We start from the raw sequence: 13433 nt of genomic DNA, 5'->3' as shown, positions 1-13433 counted from the left end.
ACGAAGCGTTTAATTATAAATTCAAATTTATCGAAGTTTAATCTCGTCCAAATGGCAAATCATTTGGAAACGAGTACCCTCTCTCGTGCTGTATTTGAACTACTAAAGAAGTGATTTTCATTTAAAAAACTTAAAAATAAATAAAAACAAACCATATGAAATCCATTCAATTGATAGGCCTGATCTTCCTTTTTCCTACGCTCTTTTTTGGGCAAACAAAGGCAATTATTACGATTCAAAACAATTCGGCTATAGCAAGACAAGAAGCTGTGACCGCCATTAAATGGGAAAACATTACAACTGCATTTCCCGAAATAGACACCGCAAATTTTGTGATTATTAATCCAAACACAAAAAAACAGGTTCCGTACCAGTTGGAACATCTTGGTAAATCTTCAATTCAAAATGTATTGATTCAAATCGATGTGAAGCCAAAATCATCTCTAAATCTTATGCTCCAAAAAGGCAAACCCAATTTATTTGAAACCAAAACCTATGCCCGTTATGTGCCGGAACGTAAAGACGACTTTGCATGGGAGAACGATAAAATTGCTTTTCGCGCTTATGGAAAAGCAATAGAAAAATCAAATGAAGATGCCTATGGATTTGATGTTTGGGTAAAACGAACCAAAAAAATGATTCTTAATGAACGCTATAAAACAGGAAATTATCATGTAGACAGCGGCAACGGAATGGATTATTATCATGTCGGTTATTCCTTAGGTGCAGGCAATATGGCCCCCTATATAAACGATACGATTCGTTATTCGGCAAATTATCATCAATACAAAGTTTTAGACAATGGTCCTTTACGCTCCACATTTCAACTTATTTACGATACTTGGGATGCGGGCAAAATTAAAATTAAAGTTACAAAAACCATTTCTATAGATGCCGGATCACAGCTTAACCGAATAGAAAACGTCTACACTTTTGACGATAATAAACCAATTCCTGTTGTAATAGGAATCATAAAAAGAGCTGAGGCAGGTGTAATTTCTTTAAACGAACAACAAGGTATTCTTGCCTATTGGGAACCTACTTTTGCTCAGGATGGTACTACAGGGGTAGGTTCCATATTTAGCAATCCAACCGCCACCATGTGGATTGATAAAACTCAAATATTAGCCAAAACTACCGTTACAAATAACAGTCCAATTGTCTATTATACAGGTGCCTGTTGGGATAAGGCGCAAGAAATCACTAATTCGAAGCAATGGTTTGACTACTTAAATAATTTTCAAGAACAATTAAAAAATCCGTTGACCATTACTATTCGCCAAAACAAACAATAATTACTAACTATAAAATATAAAAAATGTCATTTAATTTATTTGATTTAACGGGAAAGACAGCTCTCATTACGGGAGGAGTTCATGGCTTGGGAATGGCAATGGCCAAAGGTCTTGGACAGGCCGGTGCAAAAATTGTTGTAAACAATCATTCTTCGCAAGTAGCGGTTGATCATGCAATTGCCGAATATAAAGCAGAAGGTATTGAAGCCTATGGGTATCTATTTGATGTAACCGATGAAAAGGCGGTTATCGACGCTATTAATAAAATCGAAACGGAAGTTGGTCCAATCGATATCTTAATAAACAATGCCGGAATTATCAAAAGAACTCCAATAATTGATATGGAAGTTTCCGATTTTGAAGCTGTAATTAAAGTAGACTTAACCGGACCGTTTATAGTTTCTAAAAATATTGCTAAAGGAATGATAACCCGAGGAGGAGGCAAAATTATAAACATGTGCTCTATGATGAGCGAACTTGGGAGAGATTCCGTTAGCGCATATGCAGCTGCTAAAGGAGGCTTAAAAATGCTGACCAAAAATATGGCTACAGAATGGGCCAAACACAATATTCAAATCAACGGAATTGGTCCCGGCTATTTTGCCACCAGTCAAACGGCTCCGATTAGAGTAAATGGACATCCATTTAATGAATTTATCATGCAGCGAACGCCTGCAGGACGCTGGGGAAATCCCGATGATCTGCAAGGTGCTGCCATATTTTTAAGTTCAAAAGCAAGTGATTTTGTTAATGGTCATATTGTTTATGTTGATGGAGGAATTCTGGCTACTATAGGAAAACCATCTAATGAAAACTAATTTATTATTCCTTGATCAAAAAAATATAAAATGATAAAAAGTATAGTAGACAAAGCAACAGGCTTCGAAAAACGATTTGAAAACATCAATACAGTAGTTTTTGAAAATTCTAATGAGGCTTCTAAAGCGGTTGCTCAGGAAATTGCAGCTTTAATTCAATCCAAACAAAAAGAAAATAAACCTTGTATTTTAGGTCTGGCAACCGGTTCTTCACCAAAAGGATTGTATGCAGAGTTAGTACGTCTTCATAAAGAGGAAGGTTTGAGTTTTAAAAACGTAATTAGTTTTAATTTGGATGAATATTATCCAATGGAACCTAATTCGATCAACAGTTATGTTCGTTTTATGAAAGAATTACTGTTTGACCATGTCGATATTTTACCTGAAAACTTCCACGTTCCCGATGGACTTTTAACCAAAGAACAAATTGCAGATTACTGTCATGATTACGAAGCTAAAATTGAAGCTTTAGGTGGAATCGATTTACAGATTCTTGGAATTGGAGGAAACGGACACATTGGTTTTAATGAATCTGGTTCACTTCAAAACTCTAAAACGCGTTTGGTAGCTTTAGACCATATTACAAGAGTTGCCGCAAGTAAAGATTTTTCCGGTTTAAGTAATACACCTAGAACTGCAATTACACTTGGAGTTAAAAAAATCATGGAAGCCAAACAAGTTATCTTGATGGCTTGGGGGGAAGGAAAATCTAATGTGATCAAAAAATCGGTTGAAGATGAGGTGACGAATCAAATTCCGGCTTCGTTTTTACAGGAACACAATAACGCTGTTTTTGTTTTAGACAAAGAAGCATCTTCTAAACTGACCCGAATCAACAGACCTTGGTTGGTAGAAAAAGTAACCTGGAGTGATAAACTAATCCGTAAAGCTGTTTTAGGATTGGCACTTGATCTTAAAAAACCAATTTTAATGCTTACCGATGCCGATTATATCGAAAACGGGATGAGCGATTTATTGGCCGATTCAGGTCCTGCTTATGATATTAACATTAAGATATTCAATAAATTACAAAACACAATTACAGGTTGGCCAGGTGGAAAACCAAATGCAGACGATGCTAACCGTCCTGAAAGAGCGGAGCCAGCCAGAAAACGTGTATTGCTTTTCAGTCCACACCCTGATGATGATATTATCAGTATGGGAGGAACCTTTATGCGTTTGCAAGAGCAAGGTCATGAAGTGCACGTAGCCTACCAGACTTCAGGAAATATTGCCGTTGCCGATGATGAAGCCTTGCGTTTTGCAAGTTTCGTAATTGATTACAATGAGAAATTCGGAATCAAAAGCCCGGAAGCAGATGCAATTTATGAAAAAGCAGTTAACTTCTTAAAAAATAAAAAGAACAGCGAAATTGACATCCCTGAAGTGCGTTATATCAAAGGACTAATCAGAAAAGGAGAAGCAAGAGCAACAAGTCATTTTGTTGGTTTAACAGACGATCAGATTCATTTTATGGAGCTTCCATTTTATGAAACGGGTACCATCGAGAAAAAACCAATCGGACAAGAAGACATTCAATTGACGATGGATTTAATTGAAAAAATTAAACCACATCAAATCTATGCTGCAGGAGATTTAGCAGATCCACACGGAACACATAAAGTATGTTTAGATGCTATTTTTGAAGCCGTGAAAGCCTTAAAACCAAAATCATTTATGGACGACTGTTGGTTATGGTTGTACCGTGGTGCTTGGCAGGAATGGGGTATTGACGAAGTAGAAATGGCGGTACCTATGAGCCCGGATCAGGTTTTGGCAAAACGCCATGGAATCTTCAAACACCAATCACAAAAAGACGGTGTTGTTTTTCAGGGAACCGATGCCAGAGAATTTTGGCAAAGAGCCGAAGACCGAAACCACGAAACAGCAGCTTTGTATCAGCAATTAGGTTTAGCGACTTATGCGGCGATGGAAGCTTTTGTGAGATGGCATTACTAGGTAGAAGGTGCTAAGATTCTGAGCTGCTAAGGTTCTGAGTTAAAAAAAGTTTTAGCCACGAATTACACGAATTTTCGCGAATTTATTTTGGGGATAATTGGTGTGATTCGTGGTCTTTTTTTTTGCCACAGATTAAAAGGATTCTCACAGATTAAAAAAATCATTCTAATCCTTTAAATCTGTGGCTAACTAAAAAAATACAGGGTACGAATTACTTTTTTAATGTGAATTAAAAAAAGTTGGATAAAAAATTAAGGAGGTAAGATGATTTAACTTCCGAGCACACAAAGAAATTAGCGAAAATTCGTGTAATTAGTGGCAAAAAAAATCATTTTAATCCTTTAAATCTGTGGCAAAAAACCAAGAATAATTGCATTTAAAGCGTTTTAATTTTTAAATTAGCGCTGAAACATACCCGTTTTACAAACTAAACAATGCGTTTTTTAGTAGTATTATTCTACAATAAACGCTTCAAAAATACGTTTCAAACTAAATTTAACTTTGCAAAAAATGGAATATTCAAAGAATTACACTGCTGCAGGCGAACACATAGATGTTCAAGGAATTATGGATGGCCTGTACTATCCCTTTTATATGGAAGAATGTCGTCACGCTTACATCAAAGAGGTATTAGGTTTTGATTTTGTACAACAAGCAGAAAACGGCGTATTTATGGTTTTATCCGAATACAGCATCAAATTTATTCGTTCACTTAAAAAAGACGATAATTTTGACGTGACTTGTGCTGTTTTTACAGATCCTAGTGGACTACCAAAATTGCATTTTAAACAATCAATCCTAAAAAATGGAAAAATAATGGCTTCCGCATTATTCACCGGAACCTGTATTCCAGCTACTGGAGGGAGACCCTATTTACCGGAAGAACTCAAAGCTAATTTTACTGATGCCTCGGTATTGGAAATTAAATAATTCTTCCCAATAGAACTAATCCCACTCCATTCAATACACAATCAGCATCTAAATTTAATTCGTATTTTAGCGTAAAGAAACTTATTCGCTACCATAACCTTTTAACTCTAGAACTATGCGCTCAATCCTTTTCTTACTGACGATTCTCTTTTTCACTTCCTGCAAGAATGAAAACAAATCTGAAGCTCTTGCCAATTATTTTACATACAAACCTAACGAATCAATAGAAACTGCAGGTGTAAAAATGATTCCGATAAAAACGCCGGTAGGAGAATTTAAAGTCTGGACAAAACGCTTTGGCAATAATCCAAAAATAAAAGTATTGTTACTACATGGAGGACCAGCCATGACACATGAATACATGGAATGCTTTGAGACATTTTTTCAACGGGAAGGTTTCGAATTTTATGAATACGACCAACTAGGTTCTTACTACAGTGATCAACCAAAAGACAGCACTCTTTGGACAACAGAACGTTTCGTAGAAGAAGTAGAACAAGTTCGAAAAGCTATTAATGCCGACCATACTAACTTTTATGTCTTAGGAAACTCCTGGGGCGGAATTCTGGCGATGGAATATGCATTAAAGTATCAGAAAAACCTAAAAGGTCTCCTTATTTCTAATATGATGGCCAGCGCCCCGGAATATGGTAAATACGCAGATGAAGTTCTGGCAAAGCAAATGAAACCTGAAGTTCTGGCAGAAGTAAGAGCATTAGAAGCAAAAAAAGACTTTGGGAACCCAAGATATATGGAACTTCTTATCCCAAACTTTTACCAAGAACATTTGTGCAGATTAAAAGAATGGCCAGACGGATTAAACCGTGCCATCAAACACACCAATGGAGCAATATACACGATAATGCAAGGTCCAAGCGAATTTGGAATAAGTGGTCGCCTGGCAAAATGGGATATTAAAAATCGCTTGCATGAACTTACAATTCCAACCCTAATGATTGGAGCAAAATACGATACAATGGATCCAAAAGCAATGGAAGAACAAAGTAAACTAGTTCAAAAAGGACGATACTTATATTGTCCAAACGGAAGTCATCTTGCCATGTGGGATGATCAGCAAGTTTTTATGAAAGGAGTAACACAATTCATTACTGATGTTGACACCAATAAATTTTAGCATTAAACACTAATCCAAACAATATAAATAGCAATGTTTATCAGATTTTCTTCATAAAATTACACGACAAAAAATTATACTTATTAATTGTAAAAGAACTTCATTAGAAATAATGGAGTTTTTTTTATAGACGAAAGAATAAATGGAATACGTAATCTTTTTAAACTTTGTGGCTTTGCGAGATTTTTACTGCCTCACAACTTTTGCACCTGATCTAGGACAAATAGAGTATCTAACCCTTTACTTCTCCTCTACTTTTAAACTTAACACAGATAAAAATAAAATGAACTTACATCACCTATATAATAAATTTTGACTTCCCCACAACTTTTGAGTTTGGTCCGTTTTCGTGTTAATCCAGAATAACCGGAGCGTATAACCTTTTTAACTCTGCGACTCTGCGACTTTGCGAGATTTTACAGTCTTAATAAAAAAGCAAATCCCATATTTTTTCCAAAAAAAAACTTCAATTAGCAAAAGCCAATTGAAGTTTTAGTACTCAGAGCGGGACTTGAACCCGCACGAACATTGCTGTTCACTGGATTTTAAGTCCAGCGTGTCTACCAATTTCACCATCCGAGCATTAGTAGTATTTTCTAAAAAGAATAAAAAACCCTGTTTTTCAGAACAGGGTTTTTCAAAAGAAAGGCGACGACATACTCTCCCACATAACTGCAGTACCATCTGCGCAGGCGGGCTTAACTACTCTGTTCGGGATGGGAAGAGGTGAGCCCCGCCGCAATAACCACCTTAAGGTCGTTGTTACTTGAGGTAACGTACAATTAATTAAAAATTTATAATTAATAATTAAATAATTGCAACAATATCTTAACATACTGAGATAAAGAAAGTATTTATTTTAGAAAGTTTCTTCCCCACACCAAAGTGTGGGGAAAAGGGTGTACATAAGCTTACGGATTATTAGTACTACTCGACTATGACATTACTGCCTTTACATCTATAGCCTATCAACGTGGTCATCTTCCACGATCCTTAAAAGAAATCTCATCTTGTGGTGGGTTTCGCGCTTATATGCTTTCAGCGCTTATCCCTTCCAAACGTAGCTACTCTGCGGTGCCCCTGGCGGGACAACAGATACACTAGAGGTTTGTCCAATTCGGTCCTCTCGTACTAGAATCAGATCCACTCAAATTTCTAACGCCCACAGTAGATAGAGACCGAACTGTCTCACGACGTTCTGAACCCAGCTCGCGTGCCACTTTAATGGGCGAACAGCCCAACCCTTGGGACCTTCTCCAGCCCCAGGATGTGACGAGCCGACATCGAGGTGCCAAACCCCCCCGTCGATATGAGCTCTTGGGGGAGATCAGCCTGTTATCCCCGGCGTACCTTTTATCCTTTGAGCGATGGCCCTTCCATGCGGAACCACCGGATCACTATGCTCTACTTTCGTACCTGATCGACCTGTATGTCTCTCAGTCAAGCTCCCTTATGCCATTGCACTCTACGCACGGTTACCAAGCGTACTGAGGGAACCTTTAGAAGCCTCCGTTACTCTTTTGGAGGCGACCACCCCAGTCAAACTACCCACCAAGCAATGTCCCCCACAACGCGGGGTTAGGCCTCAGATAAACAAAGGGTTGTATTTCAACAATGACTCCACAACGCCTAGCGACGCCACTTCACAGTCTCCAACCTATCCTACACATCATTTATCCAAGGTCAATACTAAGCTATAGTAAAGGTGCACAGGGTCTTTTCGTCCCACTGCGGGTAAACGGCATCTTCACCGTTACTACAATTTCACCGAGCTCATGGCTGAGACAGTGTCCAGATCGTTACACCATTCGTGCAGGTCGGAACTTACCCGACAAGGAATTTCGCTACCTTAGGACCGTTATAGTTACGGCCGCCGTTTACTGGGGCTTCAATTCAATGCTTCTCCGAAGATAACATCTCCTCTTAACCTTCCAGCACCGGGCAGGTGTCAGGCCCTATACTTCATCTTACGATTTTGCAGAGCCCTGTGTTTTTGATAAACAGTCGCCTGGACCTCTTCACTGCGGCCAGCTTGCGCTGGCGACCTTTCTCCCGAAGTTACAGGTCTATTTTGCCTAATTCCTTAGCCATGAATCTCTCGAGCACCTTAGGATTCTCTCCTCAACTACCTGTGTCGGTTTACGGTACTGGTACTAATTACCTGAAGTTTAGAGGTTTTTCTTGGAAGCCCTTAGGCGCACTATCTCTTTGTCCGAAGACTCCGAGTACTATCGTATTTCCCCAAGCCGCGTGGATTTGCCTGCGCAGCTTATAGGTAGGTACTTCAACGAACTATTCCGTCAGTTCGCGGCGCTTTCATCACTCCGTCACCCCATCACAGTAATTAGTAGTACGGGAATATTAACCCGTTAGCCATCGACTGTCCCTTTCGGGTTCGCCTTAGGACCAGACTAACCCACAGCTGATTAGCATAGCTGTGGAAACCTTAGTTTTTCGGTGTGCGGGTTTCTCGCCCGCATTATCGTTACTTATGCCTACATTTTCTTTTCTAACCAGTCCAGCATACCTTACGATACACCTTCAACCCTGTTAGAATGCTCCCCTACCACTTACAGTAAACTGTAAATCCATAGCTTCGGTAATATGCTTATGCCCGATTATTATCCATGCTCGTCCGCTCGACTAGTGAGCTGTTACGCACTCTTTAAATGAATGGCTGCTTCCAAGCCAACATCCTAGCTGTCTGGGCAGACAAACCTCGTTCTTTCAACTTAGCATATATTTGGGGACCTTAGCTGATGGTCTGGGTTCTTTCCCTCTCGGACTTGGACCTTAGCACCCAAGCCCTCACTGTTATCAATCATTATATAGCATTCGGAGTTTGTCAGGAATTGGTAGGCGGTGAAGCCCCCGCATCCAATCAGTAGCTCTACCTCTATATAACTAAAATAACGCTGCACCTAAATGCATTTCGGGGAGTACGAGCTATTTCCGAGTTTGATTGGCCTTTCACCCCTACCCACAGGTCATCCGAAGACTTTTCAACGTCAACCGGTTCGGACCTCCACACTGTGTTACCAGCGCTTCATCCTGCCCATGGGTAGATCACACGGTTTCGCGTCTAACACTACTGACTAAAGCGCCCTATTCAGACTCGCTTTCGCTACGGATCCGTGGCTTAACCACTTATCCTTGCCAGCAACGTTAACTCGTAGGCTCATTATGCAAAAGGCACGCCGTCACCCCACGAAAGGGCTCCGACCGCTTGTAAGCGTATGGTTTCAGGATCTATTTCACTCCGTTATTCACGGTTCTTTTCACCTTTCCCTCACGGTACTGGTTCACTATCGGTCTCTCAGGAGTATTTAGCCTTAGCGGATGGTCCCGCCAAATTCAGACAGGGTTTCACGTGCCCCGCCCTACTCAGGATACCACTATCTATTACACTTGTTACCTATACGAGGCTATCACTCTCTATGGCATAACTTTCCAGTCACTTCTAGTTCCTTGTGCATAAAATGTCGTGGTCCTACAACCCCAATCTTGCCGTAACAACATTGGTTTGGGCTAATCCGCGTTCGCTCGCCACTACTTACGGAATCACTTTTGTTTTCTTCTCCTCCGCCTACTTAGATGTTTCAGTTCAGCGGGTTTGCCCACCTATCGGTGTACTATGTCTTCAACATAGTGGGTTGCCCCATTCAGGTATCTACGGATCAATCGGTGTGTGCCCGTCCCCGTAGCTTTTCGCAGCTTATCACGCCTTTCATCGCCTCTGAGAGCCAAGGCATCCCCCATACGCCCTTATTTTGCTTATTGTACCAATCATAAAATCAATTATGACCGTTTTTTTTTGTCTTTTATTATCCGTATTACTACCAATAACAAAAAACGCTTTCTACTTTTTATTATTTCTTATCTCAATATGTCAATGAACTTTTATTTACTACTTTTATAGTAAATCAGTGGAGAATAACGGAGTCGAACCGTTGACCTCCTGCGTGCAAGGCAGGCGCTCTAGCCAGCTGAGCTAATCCCCCATTTTGCAATCTTAGATTGTAGAATTCAGATTTTAGATTTCTTAATTCTTCTCTAATTTCTTTGGTGAATTCCAACTTCTAGAATTTCCTTTTTTTAAGCTTTTCAGTCTTTTTAAGTTACTTTTAATTATAAATTTTTGATTTTTAATTAATTCTCTTTAAAAAGTAGTCCCGGGCAGACTCGAACTGCCGACCCCTACATTATCAGTGTAGTACTCTAACCAGCTGAGCTACGAGACTCTGTTTTACTTAAATTTATTATTTGAACTAACAGCAAGAGTAATAAAATTTCATGATTCAGAAACATTTAGATCTGCATCTTTTTTCCTAACCGTGCAATTGCTTGCTAACACTTAGGCTCTAGAAAGGAGGTGTTCCAGCCGCACCTTCCGGTACGGCTACCTTGTTACGACTTAGCCCTAGTTACCAGTTTTACCCTAGGCAGCTCCTTGCGGTCACCGACTTCAGGCACCCCCAGCTTCCATGGCTTGACGGGCGGTGTGTACAAGGCCCGGGAACGTATTCACCGGATCATGGCTGATATCCGATTACTAGCGATTCCAGCTTCACGGAGTCGAGTTGCAGACTCCGATCCGAACTGTGACCGGTTTTGTAGATTCGCTCCTGGTCGCCCAGTGGCTGCTCTCTGTACCGGCCATTGTAGCACGTGTGTAGCCCAAGGCGTAAGGGCCGTGATGATTTGACGTCATCCCCACCTTCCTCACAGTTTGCACTGGCAGTCTTGTTAGAGTTCCCGACATGACTCGCTGGCAACTAACAACAGGGGTTGCGCTCGTTATAGGACTTAACCTGACACCTCACGGCACGAGCTGACGACAACCATGCAGCACCTTGTAAATTGTCTTGCGAAAAGTCTGTTTCCAAACCGGTCAATCTACATTTAAGCCTTGGTAAGGTTCCTCGCGTATCATCGAATTAAACCACATGCTCCACCGCTTGTGCGGGCCCCCGTCAATTCCTTTGAGTTTCATTCTTGCGAACGTACTCCCCAGGTGGGATACTTATCACTTTCGCTTAGCCACTGAACTTGCGCCCAACAGCTAGTATCCATCGTTTACGGCGTGGACTACCAGGGTATCTAATCCTGTTCGCTACCCACGCTTTCGTCCATCAGCGTCAATATATTAGTAGTAACCTGCCTTCGCAATTGGTATTCCATGTAATCTCTAAGCATTTCACCGCTACACTACATATTCTAGTTACTTCCTAATAATTCAAGTCTAGCAGTATCAATGGCCGTTCCACCGTTGAGCGATGGGCTTTCACCACTGACTTACCAAACCGCCTACGGACCCTTTAAACCCAATGATTCCGGATAACGCTTGGATCCTCCGTATTACCGCGGCTGCTGGCACGGAGTTAGCCGATCCTTATTCTTACAGTACCGTCAAGCTGGTTCACGAACCAGTGTTTCTTCCTGTACAAAAGCAGTTTACAATCCATAGGACCGTCATCCTGCACGCGGCATGGCTGGATCAGGCTTGCGCCCATTGTCCAATATTCCTCACTGCTGCCTCCCGTAGGAGTCTGGTCCGTGTCTCAGTACCAGTGTGGGGGATCTCCCTCTCAGGACCCCTACCCATCGTAGCCTTGGTAAGCCGTTACCTTACCAACTAGCTAATGGGACGCATGCTCATCTTTTACCGTTGTGACTTTAATAATTAAATGATGCCATTCAATTATACTATGAGGTATTAATCCAAATTTCTCTGGGCTATCCCTCTGTAAAAGGTAGATTGCATACGCGTTACGCACCCGTGCGCCGGTCTCAAGCTCCGAAGAACTCTACCCCTCGACTTGCATGTGTTAAGCCTGCCGCTAGCGTTCATCCTGAGCCAGGATCAAACTCTTCATCGTATATTTTTTATATTATATTGCGATGCGTTCTCTATCGGTTCTTTTCGAATCTCTCGATTCCATTACTCTTATTCTTTTGTTTTAACATCTCTGTTAAAACGGCTGTCAATTCAATATGTCTACGAACGTGTGTTTCTGTGTTTCGCTTGTTTCTCAAAGCGGCTGCAAAACTACATCTTTATTTTTAACTGGCAAGAATTTTTTGAAGTTTTTTTTAGAAACTTTTCGTTTCCAATTTTCTTCTTTTCTCAACCAATCTCTCAATGAACTTGCGTGTTTTGCGGGGTGCAAAGGTAAGCAGCGTTTTCAAATCTCACAAGCTTTTTTGAATCTTTTTTTTATTTTGTTCTCTCAAACTTTTCTAAAAAATTAATCCTCTTTTCTTGTCAGTCTATCAGGGAACGTCTGCGTCGTTGCGGGTGCAAAAGTAGTCCCTTTATTCGTTTCTACAAGCTTTTTACTTTGCTTTTTTTGCCTTTTTTTCAATCTTTTTCTTAACTTACTGGTAATGGTGTTTTTATAAAACTTAGACTTTTGTTGCTTTTAGGAATTTTCTTTCTTTTAGTATGGTTTTTACATTACAACAACTTAATCCTGCATCATTTTCAAAGAGTTTTCTACTTCTCTACTGCTTTTTTAAGACTCCTTTACCAGGTCTATTTCTTAATTTTTGCCGTCTTTTGATTTTTTTTCTGCTCATACAGAGTTTTAGCATTCAAAAAAAACTTCCAATCCTATCCCTTCACAAACTGTTTTGACTTTAATAAGCAAAACTAAAAACAAACACCAAACAAAAAATTAAGTTATTGCGTCTTTTTTCCAATACTACAGCTTTAATAAATGAATATGACAATTTCAAAAATTAAGAGCTTAATTTAAAACAGAGTTTTTTTAGCACTGAATTCTATTTTCATCCTCGCAATTTTATCCTTTCAATATTTCTTTTTTCTACAACCAACTTCTTTTTATAAAACTCAAGCAAAAGCTCATACAAACCAGCTTTTTTCACCTACAACTTTAAATTTGTAAAATTACCTGCCCTTACCTAGTCTTCAACCTAGACAACATCTCATAAAAAGACACAATTGAAGACAATAAGTCATCAAACCCAATTAAAGCTTTTTTTCTTATAAAAATATTATATTTTAAAAATTAAGATTTCAGATCAAATTCAAAAGAAGTGAAGTCTTGTGAAAATTTAGACAAACCGCTCTAGTTAGCACTCTAATTTCTTTCTTTGAAACTGACATCGTTTTTATTTTAAATAATACTATTTCTCAATATATAGTTTAACACCTCTTTGCAGCTTCCCTTTTTACAACATCAATTTATCAAGTCTATTTCTTGTAATTCTGTTTTTTTTCAACAAAAGACAAATCTTCATTTTCTTATCTTGTTTTATGGAGTTTCTTGCTGA

The 13433-nt window shown here is 39.6% G+C and carries 5 protein-coding genes, 3 tRNA genes and 3 rRNA genes; 5 read left to right on the top strand and 6 right to left on the bottom strand.

Features of this window, described 5'->3' with window-relative positions:
- The first annotated feature begins 155 nt into the window (after positions 1-155).
- From LNP23_RS10215 to LNP23_RS10195, 5 genes are all read left to right on the top strand, one after another.
- Positions 156-1295 carry a BT3233 family polysaccharide utilization protein gene (locus LNP23_RS10215; RefSeq protein WP_230004787.1) on the top strand — a complete coding sequence of 380 codons (1140 nt, stop codon included), beginning with the start codon at positions 156-158 and terminating at the stop codon, positions 1293-1295.
- 23 nt (positions 1296-1318) lie between these two features.
- The gene (locus LNP23_RS10210; RefSeq protein ID WP_230004786.1) at positions 1319-2113 is read left to right on the top strand and encodes a gluconate 5-dehydrogenase; all 795 of its coding nucleotides are present in this window, start codon (positions 1319-1321) and stop codon (positions 2111-2113) included.
- 30 nt (positions 2114-2143) lie between these two features.
- On the top strand, positions 2144-4072 hold the full coding sequence (gene nagB, locus LNP23_RS10205; protein ID WP_230004785.1) for a glucosamine-6-phosphate deaminase: 1929 nt from the start codon (positions 2144-2146) through the stop codon (positions 4070-4072).
- Positions 4073-4582: 510 nt separating this feature from the next.
- Entirely contained in the window at positions 4583-5002 is a 420-nt protein-coding gene (locus LNP23_RS10200; protein WP_230004784.1) for an acyl-CoA thioesterase, read from the top strand.
- Positions 5003-5117: 115 nt separating this feature from the next.
- Positions 5118-6137 carry a proline-specific peptidase family protein gene (locus LNP23_RS10195; protein WP_230004783.1) on the top strand — a complete coding sequence of 340 codons (1020 nt, stop codon included), beginning with the start codon at positions 5118-5120 and terminating at the stop codon, positions 6135-6137.
- Between the two features lie 496 nt (positions 6138-6633).
- Here the strand turns inward: LNP23_RS10195 and LNP23_RS10190 are convergent.
- From LNP23_RS10190 to LNP23_RS10165, 6 genes are all read right to left on the bottom strand, one after another.
- Positions 6634-6719: transfer RNA gene (locus LNP23_RS10190), tRNA-Leu, on the bottom strand.
- 61 nt (positions 6720-6780) lie between these two features.
- Positions 6781-6890, bottom strand: a 5S ribosomal RNA gene (gene rrf, locus LNP23_RS10185).
- Positions 6891-7038: 148 nt separating this feature from the next.
- Positions 7039-9917 (bottom strand): 23S ribosomal RNA (locus tag LNP23_RS10180).
- A 147-nt stretch (positions 9918-10064) separates the two neighbouring features.
- Positions 10065-10138: transfer RNA gene (locus LNP23_RS10175), tRNA-Ala, on the bottom strand.
- A 166-nt stretch (positions 10139-10304) separates the two neighbouring features.
- A tRNA-Ile gene (locus LNP23_RS10170) sits at positions 10305-10378 on the bottom strand.
- 124 nt (positions 10379-10502) lie between these two features.
- Positions 10503-12016, bottom strand: a 16S ribosomal RNA gene (locus tag LNP23_RS10165).
- Together the 16S, 23S and 5S rRNA genes with 3 tRNA genes alongside form the textbook arrangement of a ribosomal RNA operon.
- Positions 12017-13433: the final 1417 nt, after the last annotated feature.

The sequence above is a fragment of the Flavobacterium cupriresistens genome, assembly GCF_020911925.1.
GTDB classification, from domain to species: domain Bacteria; phylum Bacteroidota; class Bacteroidia; order Flavobacteriales; family Flavobacteriaceae; genus Flavobacterium; species Flavobacterium cupriresistens.
Note: the sequence above shows the minus strand (reverse complement) of the source record. Positions and strands in the feature narration are given on the sequence as shown.

Excerpts from the sequence above, each read along its gene's own strand:
- LNP23_RS10215 (WP_230004787.1), top strand. The coding sequence starts at position 156 with ATGAAATCCATTCAATTGATAGGCCTGATCTTCCTTTTTCCTACGCTC.
- LNP23_RS10210 (WP_230004786.1), top strand. The coding sequence starts at position 1,319 with ATGTCATTTAATTTATTTGATTTAACGGGAAAGACAGCTCTCATTACG.
- nagB (WP_230004785.1), top strand. The coding sequence starts at position 2,144 with ATGATAAAAAGTATAGTAGACAAAGCAACAGGCTTCGAAAAACGATTT.
- LNP23_RS10200 (WP_230004784.1), top strand. The coding sequence starts at position 4,583 with ATGGAATATTCAAAGAATTACACTGCTGCAGGCGAACACATAGATGTT.
- LNP23_RS10195 (WP_230004783.1), top strand. The coding sequence starts at position 5,118 with ATGCGCTCAATCCTTTTCTTACTGACGATTCTCTTTTTCACTTCCTGC.